General features: G+C 67.6%; 21 protein-coding genes. 10 read left to right on the top strand and 11 right to left on the bottom strand.

Features of this window, described 5'->3' with window-relative positions:
- Nucleotides 1-36 precede the first annotated feature (36 nt).
- The 3 genes from FHW85_RS18140 to ppa all read left to right on the top strand — a co-directional run bounded on the left by FHW85_RS18140 (nt 37) and on the right by ppa (nt 3738).
- On the top strand, nt 37-2142 hold the full coding sequence (locus tag FHW85_RS18140) for a prolyl oligopeptidase family serine peptidase (RefSeq protein ID WP_168649183.1): 2106 nt from the start codon (nt 37-39) through the stop codon (nt 2140-2142).
- A gap of 104 nt (nt 2143-2246) precedes the next feature.
- Nucleotides 2247-3083 (top strand): 2OG-Fe(II) oxygenase, encoded by an 837-nt coding sequence (locus tag FHW85_RS18135; protein ID WP_168649182.1) that lies wholly within the window; start codon nt 2247-2249, stop codon nt 3081-3083.
- 115 nt (nt 3084-3198) lie between these two features.
- Entirely contained in the window at nt 3199-3738 is a 540-nt protein-coding gene (gene ppa, locus FHW85_RS18130; RefSeq protein WP_168649181.1) for an inorganic diphosphatase, read from the top strand.
- Between the two features lie 70 nt (nt 3739-3808).
- Here ppa and FHW85_RS18125 read toward each other — a convergent pair whose 3' ends face one another.
- Entirely contained in the window at nt 3809-4600 is a 792-nt protein-coding gene (locus FHW85_RS18125) for an SDR family oxidoreductase (protein WP_168649180.1), read from the bottom strand.
- Between the two features lie 96 nt (nt 4601-4696).
- Nucleotides 4697-5245 (bottom strand): ester cyclase, encoded by a 549-nt coding sequence (locus FHW85_RS18120; protein ID WP_168649179.1) that lies wholly within the window; start codon nt 5243-5245, stop codon nt 4697-4699.
- Nucleotides 5246-5437: 192 nt separating this feature from the next.
- Between FHW85_RS18120 and FHW85_RS18115 the strand changes: the two genes are divergently transcribed.
- The 3 genes from FHW85_RS18115 (at nt 5438) to FHW85_RS18105 (ending at nt 7686) form a co-directional block, all read left to right on the top strand.
- A complete protein-coding gene (locus FHW85_RS18115; protein ID WP_167255335.1) occupies nt 5438-5713 on the top strand; it encodes a metal/formaldehyde-sensitive transcriptional repressor in 276 nt (91 codons plus the stop codon).
- A gap of 41 nt (nt 5714-5754) precedes the next feature.
- Nucleotides 5755-6864 carry an S-(hydroxymethyl)glutathione dehydrogenase/class III alcohol dehydrogenase gene (locus tag FHW85_RS18110; protein WP_167255333.1) on the top strand — a complete coding sequence of 370 codons (1110 nt, stop codon included), beginning with the start codon at nt 5755-5757 and terminating at the stop codon, nt 6862-6864.
- Nucleotides 6865-6960: 96 nt separating this feature from the next.
- On the top strand, nt 6961-7686 hold the full coding sequence (locus FHW85_RS18105; RefSeq protein ID WP_167255331.1) for a hypothetical protein: 726 nt from the start codon (nt 6961-6963) through the stop codon (nt 7684-7686).
- A gap of 4 nt (nt 7687-7690) precedes the next feature.
- Here the strand turns inward: FHW85_RS18105 and FHW85_RS18100 are convergent, their stop codons facing one another.
- A complete protein-coding gene (locus tag FHW85_RS18100; RefSeq protein WP_167255329.1) occupies nt 7691-8053 on the bottom strand; it encodes a glyoxalase superfamily protein in 363 nt (120 codons plus the stop codon).
- 40 nt (nt 8054-8093) lie between these two features.
- On the bottom strand, nt 8094-8864 hold the full coding sequence (locus FHW85_RS18095) for a hypothetical protein (RefSeq protein ID WP_167255327.1): 771 nt from the start codon (nt 8862-8864) through the stop codon (nt 8094-8096).
- Nucleotides 8865-9225: 361 nt separating this feature from the next.
- On the opposite strand from FHW85_RS18095, the gene FHW85_RS18090 reads away from it, so the two are divergent.
- Nucleotides 9226-10992, top strand: a complete 1767-nt coding sequence (locus FHW85_RS18090; RefSeq protein WP_167255419.1) for a chloride channel protein — start codon at nt 9226-9228, stop codon at nt 10990-10992.
- Nucleotides 10993-10995: 3 nt separating this feature from the next.
- On the opposite strand, the gene FHW85_RS18085 is transcribed toward FHW85_RS18090, so the two are convergent.
- The 3 genes from FHW85_RS18085 to FHW85_RS18075 all read right to left on the bottom strand — a co-directional run bounded on the left by FHW85_RS18085 (nt 10996) and on the right by FHW85_RS18075 (nt 13886).
- Nucleotides 10996-11892: a PD40 domain-containing protein gene (locus FHW85_RS18085; protein WP_167255325.1), complete on the bottom strand. Its 897-nt coding sequence runs from the start codon at nt 11890-11892 to the stop codon at nt 10996-10998.
- 261 nt (nt 11893-12153) lie between these two features.
- A complete protein-coding gene (locus tag FHW85_RS18080; protein WP_168649178.1) occupies nt 12154-12978 on the bottom strand; it encodes a hypothetical protein in 825 nt (274 codons plus the stop codon).
- A complete protein-coding gene (locus FHW85_RS18075) occupies nt 12978-13886 on the bottom strand; it encodes a LysR family transcriptional regulator (RefSeq protein WP_168649177.1) in 909 nt (302 codons plus the stop codon). Before FHW85_RS18075 ends, FHW85_RS18080 begins: the two co-directional genes overlap by 1 nt.
- A 137-nt stretch (nt 13887-14023) precedes the next feature.
- On the opposite strand from FHW85_RS18075, the gene FHW85_RS18070 reads away from it, so the two are divergent.
- Nucleotides 14024-14761 (top strand): SDR family oxidoreductase, encoded by a 738-nt coding sequence (locus FHW85_RS18070; RefSeq protein WP_168649176.1) that lies wholly within the window; start codon nt 14024-14026, stop codon nt 14759-14761.
- Between the two features lie 32 nt (nt 14762-14793).
- Entirely contained in the window at nt 14794-15696 is a 903-nt protein-coding gene (locus FHW85_RS18065) for an SDR family oxidoreductase (protein ID WP_168649175.1), read from the top strand.
- Between the two features lie 156 nt (nt 15697-15852).
- Here FHW85_RS18065 and dkgB read toward each other — a convergent pair whose 3' ends face one another.
- Entirely contained in the window at nt 15853-16656 is an 804-nt protein-coding gene (gene dkgB, locus FHW85_RS18060) for a 2,5-didehydrogluconate reductase DkgB (RefSeq protein ID WP_168649174.1), read from the bottom strand.
- A gap of 28 nt (nt 16657-16684) precedes the next feature.
- Nucleotides 16685-17896 carry an MFS transporter gene (locus tag FHW85_RS18055; protein ID WP_167255312.1) on the bottom strand — a complete coding sequence of 404 codons (1212 nt, stop codon included), beginning with the start codon at nt 17894-17896 and terminating at the stop codon, nt 16685-16687.
- 101 nt (nt 17897-17997) lie between these two features.
- Here FHW85_RS18055 and FHW85_RS18050 point away from each other — a divergent pair, with 101 nt between their 5' ends.
- Nucleotides 17998-18888 (top strand): LysR family transcriptional regulator, encoded by an 891-nt coding sequence (locus tag FHW85_RS18050; RefSeq protein WP_167255311.1) that lies wholly within the window; start codon nt 17998-18000, stop codon nt 18886-18888.
- An 83-nt stretch (nt 18889-18971) separates the two neighbouring features.
- Here the strand turns inward: FHW85_RS18050 and FHW85_RS18045 are convergent, their stop codons facing one another.
- Both FHW85_RS18045 and thiC read right to left on the bottom strand, forming a co-directional pair.
- Complete coding sequence (locus FHW85_RS18045; RefSeq protein WP_167255309.1) at nt 18972-19994, bottom strand: DUF2333 family protein; 1023 nt, start codon at nt 19992-19994, stop codon at nt 18972-18974.
- A 141-nt stretch (nt 19995-20135) separates the two neighbouring features.
- On the bottom strand, nt 20136-22016 hold the full coding sequence (gene thiC / locus FHW85_RS18040; protein WP_167255307.1) for a phosphomethylpyrimidine synthase ThiC: 1881 nt from the start codon (nt 22014-22016) through the stop codon (nt 20136-20138).
- Nucleotides 22017-22045 lie beyond the last annotated feature (29 nt).

Below are 22045 nucleotides of genomic sequence, written 5' to 3'. Positions count from 1 at the left end.
TGAATGGTCCGACCGCCTCCCCCGCAAGGAATCACGGTGAACAAGCTCGCCCTTTCCCTCCTGATGGCCTTTTCCATGACCGGCATCGCCCACGCCGCCACGCCTCCCGCCACCGACGCCAACCTGTGGCTGGAAGACATCGACGGCGCGAAACAGCTCGACTGGGTGCGCCAACACAATGCCGAGACGGTAAAGAAATACGCCGACACGCCCGAGTTCAAGCAGCTCGACGCGCGCATCCTGGAAGTGCTCGACTCCAACGCGCGCATTCCGTTCGTGGCGAAGATCGGCGACCACTACTACAACTTCTGGCGCGACAAGGAACACCCGCGCGGCCTGTGGCGGCGCACCTCGCCCACCGAGTACGCAAAAGAACAGCCTGCCTGGGAGACGGTGCTCGATCTCGACGCGCTGTCCAAGGCGGAGCAAGAAAACTGGGTGTGGCACGGCGCCGACTGCCTGAAGCCGGCCAATAAGCGCTGCCTGCTGATGCTCTCGCGCGGCGGCGCCGACGCCGACGTGGTACGCGAGTTCGACCTGGCCTCGAAGCAGTTCGTCAAGGACGGCTTCGCCCTGCCCGAGGCCAAGACCCAGGTCACCTGGAAAGACCAGGACACCTTGTACGTGGCCACCGATTTCGGCCCCGGCTCGATGACCGCCTCCAGCTATCCGCGCATCGTCAAGGAATGGAAGCGCGGCACGCCGCTGTCGTCGGCCGCCACCGTATACGAAGGCAAGCACGAGGACATGAGCATCTCCGCCGAGCGCGATCACACGCCCGGTTTCGAGCGCGACTTCGTGCACCGCCAGATCGCCTTCTACGACAGCGAGACGTTCCTGCGCGGCAAGGACGGCAAGCTCGTCAAGATCGACGTGCCCAGCGACGCCAGCACCGACGTGCAGCGCGAATGGCTGCTGGTCACGCCGCGCAGCGACTGGACGCTGGGCGGCAAGACCTACAAATCCGGCTCGCTGCTGGCGGCGAAGTTCGACGACTACATGGCCGGCAAGTACCGGGACGGCAAGCTGCCGCTCACCGTGCTGTTCGAACCCACCGAAAGCACCGCGCTGGACGCCCACTCGTGGACGCGCCATCACCTGATCCTCAACGTGATGGACAACGTGGTGAACCGCCTGGAGGTGCTCACGCCGCAGGATGGCGCGTGGAAGCGCGAAAGCCTGGGCGGCGCGCCGGAGCTCTCCACCATCGCCGCGACCGGCATCGACGCGGACGACAGCGACGATTACTTCCTCACCGTCAGCGGCTTCCTGCAACCGACCACGCTGTACGCCGGGACGCTCGGCAGCGGCGAGCCGCAGGCGATCAAGCACAGTCCGGCGTTCTTCGACGCCTCCAGGTACCGCGTCAGCCAGCATTTCGTCGCGTCGAAGGACGGCACGCGCGTGCCCTACTTCGAGATCGCCTCCAAGGACCTGAAGGCCGACGGCAAGAACCCCACCCTGCAGTACGGCTATGGCGGCTTCGAGATCTCGCTGCAGCCGGCCTACAGCGGCAGCGTGGGCCGCGCCTGGCTGGACAAGGGCGGCGTGTACGTGATCGCCAATATCCGCGGCGGCGGCGAATACGGCCCGCGCTGGCACAAGGCGGCACTCAAGGCCAACCGCCTGCGCGCCTACGAGGATTTCGCCGCGGTCTCGCAGGACCTGATCAAGCGCGGCATTACTTCACCGGCGCACCTGGGTGCGATGGGCGGCAGCAACGGCGGCCTGCTGATGGGCAACATGCTCACGCTGTATCCGCAGCTGTACGGCGCCATCGTCAGCCAGGTGGCGCTGCTGGACATGCAGCGCTACACGCATCTGTCCGCCGGCGCTTCGTGGATGGCCGAATACGGCGATCCGGACAAGCCGGAGGAATGGGCCTGGATCAAGGCCTTCTCGCCCTACACCAATGCCAAGGCCGGACAGAAGTATCCGCCGGTGCTGTTCACCACCTCGACGCGCGACGACCGCGTCGGTCCCGTGCATGCCCGCAAGATGTACGCGAAGCTGGCGGGGCTGGGCTACGACGCCGCCTTCTACGAGAACGTCGAAGGCGGCCATGGCGCGGCGGCGGACAACAAGCAGTCGGCCTTCATGAATGCGCTGGGCTATACGTACTTGTGGGAGCATCTGAAGTAGGGTGAGCCGAAGGCGAACCCCAACGGGTCTGGCATGGTCATTGCTGCGTTGGGGTTCGCTGTGCTCACCCCAACTTACTCACCGCCCCGTCCAGTCGATATCGCATGAAATCCTTCCACAAGACCCGCCCCGAACTGCGCGACTGGATCCTGGCCACGGCCCGCGGCGGCCACACGCCGCTGGAAGTGGTCAAGCTGATGCAGGAAGCCGGCTACGACCAGCAGCAATGCCACCGCGCGGTGGCCGAAGTGCTGGGCGTGCCGCTGGCCGCATTGAACGCCACCATCCCGCGGGCCGGGGCGAAGCGCACCACGCATCCGGCCGCGCCTTGCAGCATCGCGGACGGCCATCCGGTGCGCGTCAGCACCAGCCTGGACAGCCCCGTGGTGCGCGTGCTCGACGGCCTGCTCACCGACGGCGAATGCGAAGCACTGATCGGCCTCGCTTCGCCGCGCCTGGCCCGCTCGCTGACCGTGGACGAAGCCGGCCGCCACCAGACCGACGAGCGCCGCACCAGCAACGGCATGTTCTTCAGCCTCGGCGAGACGCCGCTGATCGAACGCATCGAGCGGCGCATCGCGGAACTGGTCGATCTGCCGGTGGATCACGGCGAAGGCCTGCAGGTGCTGCACTACCGGCCCGGCCAGGAATACGAGCCGCATTTCGACTGGTTCGATCCCACCCAGCCGGGCTTTACCGCGGTGACCGCACGCGGCGGCCAGCGCATCGCCAGCATCGTGATGTACCTCAACACGCCCGAGGAAGGCGGCGGCACCGGCTTCCCGGCGGCCGGCCTCACCGTCACGGCCCTGCGCGGTTCGGCCGTCTATTTCGCTTACGACACCGGCGACCAGAGCTCGCTGCACGCCGGCCTGCCGGTGCTCAAGGGCGAAAAATGGATTGCCACCAAGTGGTTGCGCGAACGCCCCTACCAGCGCTGAGCGCGCCGCGGCACTGACGCCGCCCTGAACCCGCCGGCCCGGCCTGCTGCGACGCAGCAGCCTTTGCCGTATGCTTGCGAGCTCTCCCCAAGCCTTATCCAGTCAAGGAATCACCATGGGTCTGCATCTCGTCTCCGCCGGCCGCGACGTGCCGAACGAAATCAACGTCATCATCGAAATCCCCAAGGATTCCGAGCCGGTCAAGTACGAGGTGGAGAAGGAAAGCGGCGCGATCTTCGTCGACCGCATCCTGTCCACGCCGATGCGCTACCCCTGCAACTACGGCTACGTGCCGGGCACGCTCGGCGGCGATGGCGACCCGCTGGACGCGCTGGTGATCCTGCCGCTGCCGCTGGTGCCGGGCTCGGTGATCCGCTGCCATCCGGTCGGCATGCTGAAGATGACCGACGAAGCCGGCGCCGACGAGAAGCTGGTGGTGGTGCCGGTGGCCAAGATCTTCAACGGCTACTCGCACATCAAGGACATCAAGGAAGTCTCCGGCCACTGGCTGGAGCGCATCGGCCACTTCTTCGAGCACTACAAGGACCTGGAGAAGGGCAAGTGGGTGAAGGTCGAGGGCTGGGCCAATGCGGACGACGCCAAGGCGGAGATCCTGAGCGGCATCGAGCGCTACAAGGCCGAGAAGAACGGCTGATCCGCCGCTTCCGCCGTTTAAAAAAACGCCCCGCATCGCGGGGCGTTTTTGTTTGGACGTCCGCAGGAACTCAGATCGTATCGACCACGCCGCCATCCACGCGCAGCGACGCGCCCGTCGTCGCCGAGGCCTGCGGCGAGCAGGTGTACACCACCATGTTCGCCACTTCTTCCGTGCTGGCGATGCGCTGGATGATCGAGCTGGAACGGTGCGCCTTGACGAACTCGTCGCCGATCTGTTCGTAGCTCTTGCCTTCGCGCTCGGCCTGCTCGCGCACCAGGTCCTTGAAACCGTCGGACAAGGTCGGTCCCGGCAGCACGCTGTTCACGGTGACGCCGCTGCCCGCGGCCACCTTGGCCAGGCCGCGTGCGATCGAGAGCTGCGCGGTCTTGGTGAAGCCGTAATGCACCATCTCCACCGGAATGTTCAGGCCCGACTCCGAGGAGATGAACACCACGCGGCCCCAGTTGCGCTCCAGCATGCCGCGCATGTAGTGGCGCGACAGGCGCACGCCGGACATCACATTGGTCTGGAAGTAGCGCTCCCATTCCGCGTCGTCGATATCGAAGAACGGAACGAGCCCGAAGATGCCGGCGTTGTTGACCAGGATGTCGACGCTGGGCACCGCATCGGTCAGCGCCTTCGCGCCCTCGGCAGTGGACAGGTCCGCTGCCGCGCCTTCGATGTTCGCGCCGTGCAATTGCTTGCGCAGCTTGTCGACCACCTCCTGCACGGTGCCGGGGTGGCGGCCGTTGATGATCACATTGGCGCCCGCCTGCGCCAGGCCGGTGGCGATGGCCAGCCCGATGCCGGCGGTGGAGGCGGTGACCAGGGCGTTCTTGCCGGAAAGATCGATGTGCATGGGCTTACCTCGGAAAGGAAATCAGCGGGTGATGGAAGCTGCGCGGCAACGGACCATGCTGTCGCAGAGGGTGTTGCAAAAAGGTGCATGGAACGCTCAGGAAGACTTGCCCGGCGCCGGCAGCTGCCCCAGCTGCTGCAGCGCGGTGAGGTTGTCTTCCAGATGCCAGTTGTCGGTGATGCGGCCGCCGGCCACGCGGTAGATGTCGGTGGCGATGAAATCGATCGCCTGGCCGCGGCCCTGCGTGTCCTTGAAGCGCCCGGTGAAATGCCCGCGGAAATGCAGGTGCGTCACCACGCGGTCGCCGGCCACCAGCATCTGCTCGATCTCGCAGCTCAGGTCCGGGATCGCCGCGCGCATGGTCTTCGACGCCGCCAGCGGACCGGCCAGCCCTTGCGCACGGCCCGGCGGTGGCGTGCGGTCGGTGAAGCCCGGCGCCAGCGCGGCCTTGGCCAGCGCTTCGTCGCCGGTGTTCCAGAACGTGTCGTAGCGGCGCGCGGCCAGCATCTGCGCCTCGGCCTGCGCCTTCGGCAGGCTGCCGTCGACGATCAGGGCGCGCGGCTGCAGCAGCGCAGGTTCGGCAGGTGCAGCGGCGGCGAGCGAAACGGCGGCGACGGCCGAAAGCGCACAGAGCGAGCGGAGCATGGGATCAACCTCGATAGTCGCCGCCGCGGGACGCGGCCGGCCGATGAGGGAGATGCTAGCTTTTCGATTTGCGACGACATAGCAGCCCGAGGCGTAGACAGCTTTTCCAAAACGGAAAAGATCGGCCCCGTGTTTGACCCCCGCCGCGTCCGCCCAGATACTCTACCCCAGTATAGATACCGGACCCTGGGCATGCCCCACTCCCTCCCCGAAAAAAAGCGCGTCCTCGGCCGCGTGCGCCGTATCCGCGGCCAGCTCGAAGCGCTGGAGCGCGCGCTGGAAGCCGGCGCCGACTGCGCCCCGGTGATGCAGCAGATCGCCGCCGTGCGCGGCGCGGTCAACGGCCTGATGGCCGAGGTGATGGAGGCGCATATCCGCGAGGAATTCGGCGCGCCCGCCGCCTCCGACGAACGCCGCGCCGAACGCGTGCGCGAAATGACCGAGCTGGTCCGCTCTTATCTGAAATAAGCCCCGCCCTTTTTTGTTGCCGTTTGCTGGAGACACACACCATGAAATCACGCGCCGCCGTCGCCTTCGGACCGGGCCAGCCGCTGCAGATCGTCGAGATCGACGTCGCCCCGCCGCGCAAGGGCGAAGTCCTGGTCCGCATCACTCATACGGGCGTCTGCCATACCGACGCCTTCACGCTCTCCGGCGACGATCCGGAAGGCCTCTTTCCCGCGGTGCTCGGCCATGAAGGCGGCGGCATCGTGGTGGAAGTGGGCGAAGGCGTCACCAGCGTGAAGCCGGGCGACCACGTCATTCCGCTGTACACGGCCGAATGCCGCCAGTGCAAATTCTGCCTCTCCGGCAAGACCAACCTGTGCCAGGCCGTGCGCGCCACCCAGGGCAAGGGCCTGATGCCGGACGGCAGCACGCGCTTCTCCTACAACGGCGAGCCGGTCTACCACTACATGGGCACCAGCACCTTCAGCGAATACACCGTGGTGCCGGAAATCTCGCTGGCCGTGGTGAATCCGCAGGCGCCGCTGGAAAAGGTCTGCCTGCTCGGCTGCGGCGTCACCACCGGCATCGGCGCCGTGCACAACACCGCCAAGGTGAAACCCGGCGACACCGTGGCCGTGTTCGGCCTGGGCGGCATCGGCCTGGCGGTGATCCAGGGCGCGGTGCAGGCCAAGGCCGGGCGCATCATCGGCATCGACACCAATCCGGGCAAGTTCGAACTGGCGCGCGCGATGGGCGCCACCGACTGCGTGAATCCGAAAGATCACGCCAAGCCGATCCAGGAAGTGATCGTCGAACTGACCGACGGTGGCGTCGACTTCAGCTTCGAATGCATCGGCAACGTGGACGTGATGCGCGCCGCGCTGGAGTCCTGCCACAAGGGCTGGGGCGAGAGCGTCATCATCGGCGTGGCCGGCGCGGGCCAGGAAATCCGCACGCGTCCGTTCCAGCTGGTGACCGGCCGCGTGTGGCGCGGCAGCGCGTTCGGCGGCGTCAAGGGCCGCACGCAGTTGCCGGGCATGGTGGAGCAGGCGATGAACGGCGAGATCCGGCTCGATCCGTTCATTACGCACAACTTGCCGCTGGAGCGCATCAACGAGGCGTTCGACCTGATGCACGAAGGCAAGTCGATCCGCACCGTGATCCATTTCTGAGACCACCAGCGTCTTCTGACGCGGCAGCCATCACGTTTCTCTTGCGGGCGGGACCACAGCATCGTGGCCCCGCCTTTTTAGTTCAGGAGTCCCGCGATGTCCGGCAGCCAGCGTTTCCTGACCGTCTATTCCGGCGTGCTTACCGCCGTGTTCGCCGTCACCGTGCTGAGCGGTTTCATCGACGCACCGAAAAAGCTTTCGCTCGAGCAGCTCGACGTGCAACGCATCAATATCCGCGAACCGGACGGCACGCTGCGGCTGGTTGTGTCCAATACCGACAAGGCGCCGGGTATCTACATCAGGAACAAGGAATACCCGCACCCCAGCCGCAAGACCGCGGGCATGATCTTCCTCAATGACGAAGGCACCGAGAACGGCGGCCTGATCTTCGGCGGCGAAAAGAGCGCCGATGGCACCAGGCAGAGCTACGGCCATCTATCGTTCGACGCCTACGAGCAGGACCAGACCATGACCCTGGACGCGAGCCAGGACGGCGACGCGCACAGCAACCGCATCACCCTGATCGACCAGCCGCCCTTCCCCATCCTGGAGCTGATCCAGCTGCTGGACCAGATCAAGAACCTGCCGCCGGAAGAGCAGACCAAACGCATCGAGGCGTTCTACGCCTCGCACGGCGGCAAGCCGAAGACGCGCCTGTCGATGGGCCGCGGCCAGGACGGCACCGTCGGGCTGGGCATGATGGACACACAGGGCCGCCCACGCCTGCTGCTGATGGTGGCGGCGGATGGCACGCCCAAGGTGCAGACGCTGGACGAGCACGGCAAGGTCACCGGCGAGTTGCCCGTCGCCGCAGCGCACTGAGGCGCTACGGCTGCGCGTAGAAGATCAGGCGGTTGCCGAACGGATCGTGCGCCGCCAGCTCGCGCAGGCCCCACGGCATGGTTTCCACGCCGGGGCGGCCATAGCGGTACTGCTTCGCGCTCAGCTCGGCATGCAGGGCGTCGATATCGTCGATCGCGATGCGCACTACCGCGCCGGGGCTGGCGTCGCCGTGGTGCTCCGACAGATGCAGCGCGCAATCGCCGCGCGATACCTGCATGTACAGCGGCGTGCCCGGCTCGAAGCGGTGTTCCCAATCCACCGCGAAGCCGAGGAAGTCGAGATAGAACTCGCGCGCCTTGGCGATATCGAACATGCGCAGGACGGGAATCACGGGGCCGAGCTTCATGGACGGCGTCTCGCGGGAGGGCGGAGGCGCCATCGTACGCTCAGCGCTGCGCCGTGTAGCGCCGCATCGACTCCTCGAAGCTCAGCCGCGGCGCCACGATGCTGCCATCGGGCTGCAGCTTGCCGCCCAGCGGGTCGATCGGCTCGATCAGGTAGGCGTCCTGGCCGGGATCGAGGCCATCGACGATCACATCGAACGTCGTCGCGCGTGATGATGCCGGCGTAAACCAGTGGATGTTGTCCTTCTCGGTGGTCATCGCGGCGGCGTCGCCGATGCCGCCGACGTGATCGCCGGTGGGACGGATGCGCAGCGCGCCTTCTTCCTCGCCGATGCGGTCGAAGGTGCGGATGCGCACCTTGCCTTCCACCACCATATGCGCCGAAGCCATGTGCCGGTGCGCGTGCGGCGTGATCACGCTGGACGGACCGAACTCGAACAGCGCCGCGGCGTAGGCGAGATGGCGCGGCTCGCCCTGCGCGTCGAGGAAGCGCAGGCTGCGTTTCACCGGGTCGCGCATGAAAGGCACGTTGCGGGTGGCATGGGCGCGCATCGCTTCGGCCATCAGTTCGGCCACGTCCACTTCGCGCGCCAGGCGGTTGACCTCGTCATGCCAGGCCATGTGCGCGACCGTGCCGGCGCGCAGGGCGTGGGCCAGCTCGTCCTGGCGATCGATCCAGTAGCGGGCCGAGAGGCCGCGACGCGGAATCGCTTCCGTCGCGTGTGCTTCGCGCAGCAGGGCATAGAGTGCAAATGACGCGAATGAAGCCGTGCGCAGAAAGTTGCGGCGGCCTTGCTGCATTTCATCTGGCATGGCGACCCTCAATCCTCAAGAGCGAATCCTTCTCCTTTCGGGAGAAGGTGGCGGCAGCCGGATGAGGGTTCGGCCGGAGTACAACGCCCCACTCCGCCCCGACCCTCACACCGACGCTCTCCCGTCGGGAGAGGGGCTAATCCCTGCCGCCTGCGCAGCCTGCCCCACACTCAAGGCACCACCGCGACCACCGGATGGCGCTGTTCATTTTCCAGCCAGCTACGCGCCGCCGTTTTGCGTAACCTTGCGCGGCTGCATGCCTTCCTCAGGGTTCCTTCCCATGTATACGCCTCAAGAACCGCACTCGCGTGCGGCGCTTCCGCTCGCCCCTTCGCTGGACCCGTCGCTCGCCGATGCCCATATGCCGCGCCGGTTCCGGCCGCTCAGCACCCGCGTGGTGTGGATCGGTGCGCTGGCCATGCTGCTGGGCGCGCTCGTCGCCCTGGTGGCGCGCGCGCTCACCGGGCTGATCGGGCTGGTCACCAATCTCGCCTTCTACGGCCGCTGGAGCTTCGAGTTCTCCAGCCCCGCGGATAACCATCTCGGCCTGTGGGTCATCGCCATTCCGGTGATCGGCGGCCTGATCGTGGGCGTGATGGCGCGCTTCGGTTCTCGCGCCATCCGCGGCCACGGCATTCCCGAGGCGATGGAACAGGTGCTGCTCAACGAGAGCCGCATTCCGCCGCGCATCACCTGGCTCAAGCCCGTGTCCTCCGCCATCGCCATCGGCACCGGCGGCCCGTTCGGCGCGGAAGGCCCGATCATCGCCACCGGCGGCGCGCTGGGTTCCCTGGTCGGCCAGCTGCTGCATGTCACCGCGGAAGAGCGCAAGACCCTGCTTGCCGCGGGCGCGGCCGCCGGCATGGCGGCGGTGTTCAATGCGCCGGTATCGGCGGTGCTGCTGGCGCTGGAGCTGCTGTTGTTCGAACGCCGCGCGCGCTCGCTGATTCCGGTGGCGCTCGGCGCCGCGGTGGGCACCGGCGTGCGCTTCGCGCTGGAAGGCAGCGAGGCGATGTTCGCCATGCCCGCGCTGGCCGCGCCCGATATGCGGGCGCTGCTGGCCTATCTGGTGCTGGGGCTGATCATCGGCGCACTCAGTGTCGGCATCACGCGCGTGGTCTATGCGATCGAGGACGGCTTCGAGAAGCTGCCGATCCACTGGATGTGGTGGCCGGCACTCGGCGCCGTGGTCACCGGCATCGTCGGCTATGTCCTGCCCACCACGCTGGGCGTGGGCTACACCAATATCAGCGCGGTGCTCGGCGGCCAGCTCGGCCTGGGCGCGATGCTGGCGCTATGCCTGCTCAAGTTCGTGTCGTGGTCGATCTCGCTGGGCAGCGGTACCTCCGGCGGCACGCTGGCGCCGCTGTTCACCATCGGCGGTGCGCTCGGCGGCGTGTTCGGCACGCTGGCCGTCACCTATCTGCCCTGGCTGCACGTGGATCCGCGCATGGCCGCGCTGGTGTGCATGGCGGCGATCTTCGCCGGCGCTTCGCGCGCCTTCCTCACTTCGGTGGTGTTCGCGTTCGAGACCACGCAGGAACCGCACGGCCTGCTGCCGCTGCTGATCGGCTGCGCCGCCGCGTATCTGATCTCCGGCCTGCTGATGCGCAACACCATCATGACCGAGAAGATCGCGCGCCGCGGCGTGCGCGTGCCGGCCGACTACGCGGCCGATTACCTCGACCGCATCCTGGTGCGCGACGCCTGCTCGCGCGAGGTGGTGATGCTGCCGGCGGAGCAGACGCTGGAGGCGACGCGCGCATGGCTGGAGATCGGCGGTGTCCAGGCGCAGCACCAGGGCTTCCCGGTCGTGGATGCCAACGGCGCGCTGCGCGGCGTGGTCACGCGCCGCGACCTGCTCGACCGGCAGATCGCCGGCGACCGCACGGTGGGCGAGCTGGTGAAGCGCCCCGCGCTGGTGGTGCGCGAGGACCACAGCCTGCGCGAAGCCGCCGACCACATGGTCGAGGCGAATGTGGGCCGCCTGATCGTGCTGGGCGCGGATGGCGGCCACCGCATGGTCGGCATCATCACCCGCGGCGACCTGCTGGCGGCGCATGCACGGCGCCTGCGCGAAACCCACGTCACCAGCCAGACGCTGGGCCGCCGCCCCGCTACGCCCTGAGGCTTACTTCCGGCGCGCCGCGCCGGAAGTCTTCGCCTGGCCGCACATCGGCGGCCAGGCTTCTGCCCCCTGCGGCTGCCACACGAAGAACTCGCCCGACTCCGGCTCGCCCGTGTCGCGCGCGAACAGCAGCGACTTGCCGCTGGGCGAGAACGCCGCGCCGATCTCGCTGCCGTTGACGTTCACCTCGGGGCCGAGCTTTTCCTTCTTCGTCCACCGGTGGCCATCCCAGTGCGACTGGTACAAGCCGCCGTCGGCCATCACGATCAGGCGCTTGCCGTCCGGCGACGGCAGCGGCTCGTATTCGTCGCCCGCGGTGTTGATGGCGGGGCCGGCGTTCTCCACCGTCCACTGGCCGGGGCTGGTTTCCTTCGCGCGCCAGATATCGTTCTTGCCCAGTCCGCCGGCGCGGTTCGAACCGAAATAGAGCCAGCCATCCGGCGCCATGCGCGGGAACCACTCGGCCTCGCCGGAATTCACCGGTTCCGGCAAACGCACCGGCTTCTGCCAGCTGCCGTCGGCGTTGCGGTCGGCGCGCCAGATATCCAGGTCCTTGCTGTTCTGGCGTCCGGTGGCGCGGGTCGAGATGAAGTAAATGCTGCGCCCATCCGGCGTAAACCAAGGATCGGCTTCCGCACCCGGCGCCGCGAACGGCGCATCCACCGGCGTCGACCATTGCCTGCCATCGCAATGCGAGGTGAGGATGCGCCAGCCTTTGAATTCCTTGGAACTGCGCACGAAGTAGAGATCGCCGGTGCGCGGGTCGAAGGCGGGGTGGGATTCGAACAGGTCGCTGGAGACGCCGGCGGGAGTCCATGGGTGCACCGTCGATGGTGCTTCTTTTGCCGCGGCGCAGACCGGTATCAGCATGGCGAGCAAGGCGGACAGCGGACGCTTCATGGCAAGTACCGTGAGTTCCCTGGAGTGCGAGGATGGTATGCGCTGACGCTGCCGCCTGCCTTGGTACTTCTGGCACATAGGCAACGGCCGGGCGGTGCCGCGGCACTTCCTACACCGTCATTCCGGCGCAGGCCGGAATCCAGTAGCGGCGGCGTTCGGTTATCGCGCCGCCGCTGGGTCAGAACCTTCCGCGATTTCGCGACAACCGAGCTGTGACGCCACTGGATTCCGGCCTGCGCCGGAATGACGGCGTGGTGGTGCTCAGGCCGACTGGAACAGTGCGAGGCTTTCGGTGCTGACCTTGCCGTCCGCGCGCAGCCACGATTCGGCTGCAATCACCTTGGTGCATGGACCAAAGCTCGCGACGCGCACGGGGCGGTGCGCCGCTTCACGCCTGATCGCACCCAGCACGCTACGCATCACCTCGCCAGTAAACGGCGTGTACAGATAGAACAGCGTCGCTTTCGAGAAATCCGCTTCGCGCGCATCGCCGCACTCGAACGCAACACGTCCAACACCGAGGCTCTGCGCACACCGCTGCGCCGCATCCACGTACGCTTGCTCGCGCTCGACGCCGATAGCGCGTGCCGCGGTGGTCATGGCGACCAGCATGGGTACGATGCCCAGGCCGGAACCCAGGTCCATCACCACCTCGTGCTCGCTCAGCCCCGCGCGGCGAATCAGTTCGAAGATATGCCGCGCCGGCGTGGGTTGGTAGAACACCATTTCCGGCGGCAATGGCGCGACGTCGTCCGGCTCGTCGAGCCCCAGCACGCCGCTGACCAGATCGTCACGATCGTCGTAGCCATCGCCCTCGGGCGCGACTTCCAGCGCATCGATCCACGGCGCCAGCGCGTTCTTTCCGTCGCGGATGTCCTGGCGAAGCGCGGCATAGAGGCCGCGGTTGATCTCTTCGAAGTTTGCGCGCAACGCCTCGGCGCGCATGAGCAGTTCCGCGTCGCCGCTGCTTTCCGCATGCAGCTCCAGGCGATCCAGCACGTCGAGCCGTTCGCGCAAACGCATCGGCTCGCGCAAGGAAACTTCGCCTTCGGCGTATGCGATCCACTCCCGCAGCCCCGCCGGCATCAGCCCATCTCCCCGAACTTCTCGCGATACAGCGTCGCCGCCCAATCGACGAACACGCGCACGCGCGGCGACAGCTGGCGGTGGTACGGATACATCGCCGACACCGGCAAGCCGGGCGAGCGCCAGCCGGAAAGCACCTCGACCAGGCTGCCGTCATCCAGGTGCTCCTGCACGCGATAGCGCGGCAGCTGGATCAGGCCGCAGCCTTGCTGTGCGGCGACCAGATAGCTCGAAGCATCGTTGACCGACAGCCACCCGGCCAGCTCGTACTCGCGCAGTTGCCCGTCCACCAGCAGCTCGAACGGATACGTGTGCTCACGCCCGCTGGCGAAGAAACCCACGGCCTGATGGCGCAGCAGGTCTTCCGGATTTGCCGGCACGCCATGCCGCGCCAGATAGTCCGGGCTCGCGCAGATCGCTTCCGGCATCACCGCCAGCCGCCGCGCGACCAGGCTGGAATCCTTCGGCGTGCCGGCGCGGATCACGCAGTCGATGCCTTCGCGCACCAGGTCGACCAGGCGGTCGCCGCTGCTGATCTTCAGCTCCACGTGCGGATAGCGCTGGCGGAATTCGTTGATCCGCGGCAGCACGATATGCGTGGCGTGCGCGCCGTGCAGGTCCAGCCGCAGGGTGCCGCGCGGGTTGGCGGCGGTGTGGCCCAGCGCGGCTTCGGCGTCTTCCAGTTCCGCCAGCAGGTGCACGCAGCGCTCGTAATAGGCCTGCCCGTCCAGGGTGGGGCGCACCTGGCGGGTGGTGCGTTCCAGCAGGCGGGTGCCGAGGCGGGCTTCCATGTCCTTGATGGCGTAGGTGGCCGTGGCGCGCGGCAGGCCGCGCTCGTCGGCGGCGCGGGAAAAGCTGCCGAGCTCGACGATGCGGGTGAACAGGCGCATGGCGTCCAGGCGGTCCATGGGGCCGATTATTCAATAGAGATGAATAGATATGCCAGTTTCAGGCGATTTATCCGCTCCAGATAAAACAAAAGAATGCTCCCACACCAACCCAAGGCCCGGTCCCGGGCCACCCATCACCCTCGGAGAGCATCCCCATGAGTCAGCAGCAGAAGACAGCCCTGGTCACCGGCGCCTCGGGCGGCATCGGCCGCGCGATCGCCTTGCGCCTCGCCGCGGACGGCTTTGCCGTCGCCGTGCATTTCGCCGGCAACCCGGCCACCGCCGGCAAGGTGGTGAAGGAGATCGAACAGGCCGGCGGCCGCGCCGCCGCCATGCAGGGCGACGTGGCCGAGCCGGAAGACATGCGCCGCGTCTTCGACGCCGCCGCCCAGCTCACCGGCGCGGTCGACGTGGTGGTGCACAGCGCCGGCATCATGAGCAACTTGCCGATCGCCGGCGGCGACCTGGCGCAGTTCGACCGCCTGATCCGCACCAACCTGCGCGGCGCCTTCGTGGTGCTGGGCGAGGCGGCGCAACGGGTGCCGCCGGGCGGCCGGATCATTGCGCTGTCCACCAGCGTGATCGGCAAGGCCTTCCCCACCTACGGCCCCTACATCGCCTCCAAGGCGGGCGTGGAAGGGCTGGTGCACGTGCTGGCCAACGAGCTGCGCGGCCGCAACGTCGCGGTGAATGCCATCGCCCCGGGCCCGGTCGGCACCGAGCTGTTCTACCAGGGCAAGAGCGAACAGCAGATCGCCCAGATCGCCAACCTCGCGCCGATGGAGCGCCTGGGCACGCCGGACGACATCGCCCGCGCCGTGGCCTTCCTGGCCGGCCCCGATGGCGCCTGGGTCAACGCGCAGGTGCTGCGCGTGAATGGCGGCATGGTCTGAAACCCCCACAGCCCGATTCGAGGACAAACCCCATGCAGCAGATCATCCTGATCACCGGCGCCTCCAGCGGTTTCGGCGCCCTCGCCGCCCGCGCCATGGCCCGCGCCGGCCATACCGTCTACGCCAGCATGCGCGATACGCAAGGGCGCAATGCAGCGCAGGTGGAAGCCGTAAAGACTTATGCGAAAGAGCATGGCGTGGACTTGCGCACGGTCGAGCTGGACGTGCAGTCGCAGGACTCCGCCGACGCCGCCATCGCGCACATCGTGACCGCGCACGGCCGCCTCGACGTGGTGGTGCACAACGCCGGCCATATGGTGTTCGGCCCCGCCGAAGCCTTTACGCCGGAACAGTTCGCCCAGCTCTACGACGTGAACGTGCTGGGCACGCAGCGGGTCAACCGCGCCGCGCTGCCGCAGCTGCGCAGGCAGGGCCGGGGCTTGCTGCTGTGGGTGTCCAGCAGCAGCACGCGCGGCGGCACGCCGCCGTATCTCGCGCCCTACTTCGCCGCCAAGGCGGCGATGGATTCGGTAGCGGTGAGCTATGCGGGCGAACTGGCGCGCTGGGGCATCGAGACCTCGATCATGGTGCCGGGCGCGTTCACCAAGGGCACCAACCACTTCGCGCATTCCGGCACGCCGGCGGACAAGGCGCGCGCGGCGCAATACACGGAAGGTCCGTACAAGGGTTTCGAAGAGGAAATCCTGCATGGCCTGGCCGCGTGCGAACCGGCGGATGCGGATGTGGCTACGGTGGCGGATGCGATGGTCGACATCGTCAACCTGCCGTTCGGCAAGCGTCCGTTCCGCGTGCATGTGGATCCGGCGGATGACGGCGCGGCCGTGGTGGCGGCGGTGGCGGATCGGATCCGCGTGGATTTTCTGCGGAGGATCGGGCAGGAAGCGCTGCTGTCGCCGCGGGTGGTGGTGCAGTAACTGGACTCAGTTCCTCAAGCTTGAACCCTTCTCCCTTCGGGAGAAGGTGGCGGCAGCCGGATGAGGGTTCGGCCGGAGCGATGCACATCATTCTTGCGCTCCGCCCATACCCTCACCCCAACCCCTCTCCCGATGGGAGAGGGGCTCAAGCTCGCTTCAATCCCAGGCTGGCGCCAAACTGGCAGGATTGGCAAGACGCTCACCGCGATCCAGCGTCGCAATGCGCGCCATATCCTCATCGTCCAGCTTCAGCTTTTCCGCTTCGAGATTACTGGCGAGGTTCGCCCGCTTGGTCGACGACGGAATCACCGAATATCCCAGCCGCAGCGCCCAGGCCAAGGCCACCTGCGCCGGCGTGGCGCCATGGCGCCTGGCGATATCCACGATCACCGGATCCTGCAGCACCTTGCCGTAGGCCAGCGTCATGTACGACGTGAGATGGACACCCTGCGCCTTGGCGAATTCCGCCAGCTTGCGGTTCTGCAGATAAGGATGGATTTCCACCTGATTGGTGGCGATGTTCGCGGCGCCAGCCAGATCGATGCTCTGGCGCAGCAGGTCGACGGTGAAGTTGGACACGCCGAACTGCTTCGTCAGCCCCGCCGCCTGCGCTTCGCGCAGCGCATCCAGCGATTCGTTCAACGGCACCGCACCCTTGGGCGAAGGCCAGTGGATCAGGGTGAGCTCGACGTGATCCGTGCGCAGGCGCTGCAGGCTTTCGCGCAGGCTGGGGATCAGGCGCCCGGGCGCGAGGTTATCGGTCCAGATCTTGGTGGTGATGAACAGCTCGCTGCGCGGCAGCCGGCTGTCGGCCAGCGCCTGGCCGATATCGGCCTCGTTGTCGTAGATCTGCGCGGTGTCGATGGCGCGGTAGCCGACATCGAGCGCGTCGCGCACCGAGTCGATGACGGTCTGGCCCTTGAGGCGGAACGTGCCGAGGCCAAAGGCGGGGATGCTCATGGGGAGACTCCGTAACAGGGAAAGGAAATCAATGGCCGCCCGCGTAGGCCGAAGCGCGGCTTGCGATGGCGGCGAACTGCGGGTCGCGGCGGTCCAGGCGTCCGCTCCAGGCGGTGAGCGCCAGCGCGCCCAATACCACCAGCGCGCCGATCCACGCGGTGTGGATGAGGCCGACGTGGGCGACGATCAAGCCGCCGCCCCAGGCGCCGCCGGCGATGCCGAGATTGAACGCGGCGATGTTCAGGCCCGAGGCCACGTCCACCGCCTGCGGCGCATAACGCTCCGCCTGCTGCACCACGTACACCTGCAGGCCCGGCACATTGCCGAACGCCACCGCGCCCCAGGCCAGCACCGTGAGCAGCGCCAGCCACGGCACGTGCGCGGTGAAGGTGAGCACGCCGAGCACGGCGGCCAGGCCGAGGAAGATCACTTTCAGCGCGCCGATCGGGCCGCGCCGGTCGGCCAGCCTGCCGCCCCACAGATTGCCCACCGCCACCGACACACCGTAGACCAGCAGCACCAGGCTCACCGCGCCTTCGCTGAAACCGGTGACGTTCTGCAGGATCGGCGAGAGAAAGGTGAAGGCGACGAAGGAGCCGCCATAGCCCACCGCGGTCATCGCATACACCAGCAGCAGCCGCGGCTGGCGCAGCACGGCGGCCTGTTGCAGCAGCGAGGCCGGCGCCTGGTGCGGGATATCGCGCGGCACGAAGGCCAGGCTGCCGAGAAAGGCGATCACGCCCAGCGCCGACACCGCCAGGAAGGTGGACTGCCAGCCCAGGTGCTGGCCGATGAAGGTGCCCAGCGGCACGCCGGTCACCAGCGCCACGGTCAGGCCGGTGAACATGATGGCGATGGCGCTGGCGGCCTTTTCCTTCGGCACCAGGCTGGTGGCGATGGTCGAGCCGATCGAGAAGAACACGCCATGGGCCAGGCCGGTGAGCACGCGCGCGATCACCAGCGCCTCGTAGCCCGGCGCCTGCCACGCCAGCAGGTTGCCGATGGTGAACAGCACCATCAGCGACAGCAGCAGCGCCTTGCGCGGCACGCGGCCGGTGAGCGCGGTAAGCAGCGGCGCGCCGAGCGCGACGCCCAGCGCGTACAGGCTGACCAGCAGCCCGGCGGACGGCAGGCCGACGCCGAGGTCGCCCGCGATGGTGGGGATGAGGCCGACGATGACGAACTCCGTCGTGCCGATGGCGAAGGCGCTGATGGTCAGCGCCAGCAGGGCAAGCGGCATGGTTGCGCTCCGGATCTTTGAAAGGATGCGCCTAGTTTCGGCACGCGACTCTTTCAGAAAAACCTGCTAAACAGCGAAAGAGTCTTGCCCAGGAAGCAATAATGAAGACCAGCTTGGACGAGTTGCAGACCTTTGCGACCGTGGTGGACACCGGCTCCATCACCGCCGCGGCCGAGCAGCTGGGCCAGACCGTCTCCGGCATCAGCCGCTCGCTGAGCCGGCTGGAGGGCAAGCTGGACACCACCCTGCTCCGCCGCACCACGCGGCGGCTGGAGCTGACCGAGGAAGGCCGCTTCTTTCTGGACCGCGCGCGGCAGATCGTGGCCGCGGTGGAAGACGCCGAAGACGAGATGACCGCGCGCCGGCAGAAGCCGGCCGGACGCCTGCGCGTCAACGCGGCCTCGCCCTTCATGCTGCACGTGATCGTGCCGCTGGTCGGCGGCTTCCGCGCGCGCTTTCCGGAGATCGAGCTGGAACTCAACACCAGCGACCAGATCATCGACCTGCTGGAACAGCGCACCGACGTGGCGATCCGCATCGGCGCGCTGCGCGATTCCACCCTGCATGCGCGGCCGCTGGGCCTGAGCCGCCTGCGCATCCTGGCCAGCCCGGCTTATTTGAAGCAGCGCGGCCAGCCGCGCCATGTGCGCGATCTGTCGCGCCACAGCCTGCTGGGCTTCACCTTTACCGAAACCTTGAACGACTGGCCGCTGCGACACGCCCAGGGCGACAGCCTGCGCATCGCGCCCACCCTGCTCGCCTCCAGCGGCGAAACGCTGCGCCAGCTCGCGCTGGCCGGCGACGGCATCGCCTGCCTGGCCGACTACCTCACCGCGCAGGACCAGGCCGAGGGACGGCTGGTGCAGGTGCTGGCGCGCGACACGCTGGACGTGCGCCAGCCGATCAACGCGGTGTACTACCGCAATACGCAATTGGCATCGCGCATCCGCTGCTTTCTGGATTACGTCGCCGAGGCAATGACACCGGCGTAGGTTGGGGTGAGCCAAAGGCGAACCCCAACGGCGCGGACACCTGCAGGTTTGTTGGGGTTCGCTGCGCTCACCCCAACCTACGCCTACGCCGGATTCGGGGCTTTACGCAGCTCTTCGCACAGATCGAACACCGCATCGTCGATGCGTTCGACCGCGTCGGCCAGCGCCAGCGCGTGCTCGGGCAGGCGCACCATCGGCGCACCGTCCAGCGCCAGCGGATTGGCGGGGCCGGACTGCAGCGCTTCCAGCTCGTGAATGGCTTCGCGCAGGTCTTGCTTCGCCTGCTCGCTCTTCAGGGTGGGGCCGAAGTCGTGCTGGAACGCCTTCATCTGCGTCAGCAGGGTGGTGGTGTAGCCGCGCGCTTCGTACAAGGTCTCGTCGGCATGGCGCCACGGCAGGCCGCCGCGGCGCATGGCCAGGGCGGAGGCGACGATGGGCCAGCGCGGCGGCGTGAATTCGCCGGGATGCGGCGGGATCATGCCGGCGGCCAGGCGCTCCTGCAGCGTGTCGAGGCGGTCGCTGACCACTTCCAGGTAGTCGGCCAGCGCGGCGGCGCTGAGATAGAAATGCGCGTTGTCCGGGTCGTCGTCGGTCAGGCGGTCGAGATAATCGAGCAGATGGTCGGCCACCTTGCGGTACTGGCTTTCGGCGCTGCGCAGCGGCAGGTGGCCGGGACGGCTGGCGAGCAGCGCGTCGGCGGCGGCCAGGTCCTTGTCTTCCATCAGCGGCGCCTGCGGCCGCGCGAAGTCTTCGCGCAGGGCGTGCAGCAGATCGCGCGAGGCCATCAGCGAACCGCGCTCCCAGCCGGGCGTGTCCTGCATGTCCGCGCCCTGTGGATGATGGTGGCCGCGCAGCGGATGCGCATGCCGGCCGGCCAGGCCCTGCACCGCGCGTATCACGCTGATGGTGGTGGCGGCTCCCGGGGTCATCGGCCGCTTCATCGCCACCTGTTCGGTGCGCGGCGGCGTCGATGGGTTGACCAGGTTCGGCTCGCGGTCCCACCACCACAGCGCGATGCAGGCGATCAGCAGGGGCAGGGCCAGCGCGACCAAGGCCACGCGCAAGACGGCGTGGTTCGGCCTGGCGGTCGGGTCCGTCGCTTGCATCGGTGGATTTCCTCGGGCTCCGGTCGGGGCATGAACGCGCTAAAGGTAGCGCGGGATGACGCGGCGAGACAGCGCGGCGCTTCAGAAAAAAGCCGCGCGTCGCAGGGACGCGCGGCTTCGGCCGGGCCAGCGCCTCGCGGCTCAGGCGCGGTGGTAGACCTCCGAACCCTGCTCGCGGAACTCGGCGGCCTTCTCCGCCATGCCCTCGTCCAGCGCGGCGGTCTCGTCGACGCCGTGCTCGGCGGCGTAGTCGCGCACGTCCTGGGTGATCTTCATCGAGCAGAATTTCGGCCCGCACATCGAGCAGAAGTGCGCGGACTTGTGCGCGTCCTTGGGCAGCGTCTCGTCGTGGAATTCCTTGGCCTTTTCCGGATCGAGACCCAGGTTGAACTGGTCGTCCCAGCGGAACTCGAAGCGCGCCTTGGACAGCGCGTTGTCGCGCACCTGCGCGCCGGGGTGGCCCTTGGCGAGATCCGCCGCGTGCGCGGCGATCTTGTAGGCGATGATGCCGTCGCGCACGTCCTGCTTGTTCGGCAGGCCGAGGTGTTCCTTCGGCGTGACGTAGCAGAGCATGGCGGTGCCGAACCAGCCGATCATCGCCGCGCCGATGGCCGAGGTGATGTGGTCGTAGCCCGGCGCGATGTCGGTGGTCAGCGGCCCCAGGGTGTAGAACGGCGCCTCGTGGCACTTCTCCAGCTGGCGCTCCATGTTTTCCTTGATCAGCTGCATCGGCACGTGGCCGGGGCCTTCGATCATGGTCTGCACGTCGTGCTTCCAGGCGATCTGGGTGAGCTCGCCCAGGGTGTCCAGCTCGCCGAACTGGGCGGCATCGTTGGCGTCGGCCACGCAGCCCGGGCGCAGGCCGTCGCCGAGGCTGAAGGACACGTCGTACGCCTTCATGATTTCGCAGATTTCCTCGAAGTGCGTATAGAGGAAATTCTCACGGTGATGGGCCAGGCACCACTTGGCCATGATCGAGCCGCCGCGCGAGACGATGCCGGTGACGCGCCGGGCCGTGAGCGGCACGAAGCGCAGCAGCACGCCGGCGTGGATGGTGAAGTAGTCCACGCCTTGTTCGGCCTGTTCGACGAGGGTGTCGCGGAACAGCTCCCAGGTGAGTTCCTCGGCCACGCCGCCCACTTTCTCCAGCGCCTGGTAGATCGGCACGGTGCCGATCGGCACCGGCGAGTTGCGGATGATCCACTCGCGGGTTTCGTGGATGTTCTTGCCGGTGCTCAGGTCCATCACCGTGTCGCCGCCCCAGCGGATCGACCACACCAGCTTCTCCACTTCCTCGGCGATGCCGGAGGACACGGCGCTGTTGCCGATGTTGGCGTTGATCTTGGTAAGGAAATTGCGGCCGATGATCATCGGCTCGCTTTCCGGATGGTTGATGTTGGCGGGGATGATCGCCCGGCCGCGGGCCACTTCGTCGCGCACGAATTCCGGCGTGATCAGGCGCGGCAGCGAGGCGCCGAAGGACTGGCCCGGATGCTGGTTGCGCAGCGCGCTCTCGGCCAGCGCCTCGAGCTTCTGGTTCTCGCGGATGGCGATGTATTCCATCTCCGGCGTGACGATGCCCTGGCGCGCGTAGTGCATCTGCGTGACGTTGGCGCCGGCCTTGGCGCGCAGCGGCTGGCGCAGGTGATGGCGGAAGCGGATCGGGTCCAGCTTGGCGTCGGCGGCGCGCTGGCGGCCGAAGTCGGAGCTGAGGCCGGTGAGGCGCTCGACGTCGCCGCGCTCTTCGATCCAGGCCGCGCGCAGGGTGGGCAGGCCGGCGGCCAGGTCGACCTGGTAGCTCGGGTCGGTGTACGGGCCGGAGGTGTCGTAGACGGTGACGGGCGGGTTGTCTTCGCCGCCGAACAGGGTGGGCGTCCTGGCCTGGCAGATTTCGCGCAGCGGCACGCGGAGGTCGGGGCGGCTGCCCTGCACGTGGATCTTCCGCGAACCGGGGATCGGCCGGGTAACGGCCTCGGAGAGTTCCTGCGCGGCGCGCGCGAGATCGTTGGGCTGGGCATTCATCGGCGTGGCGTCCTTCGTGAGGCGGGGAA

It is taken from the genome of Dyella sp. SG609, assembly GCF_012275375.1.
Lineage (GTDB): Bacteria > Pseudomonadota > Gammaproteobacteria > Xanthomonadales > Rhodanobacteraceae > Dyella_D > Dyella_D marensis.
The sequence above is the reverse complement of the archived record's forward strand: the minus strand, read 5'-3'. Positions and strand labels throughout refer to the sequence as shown.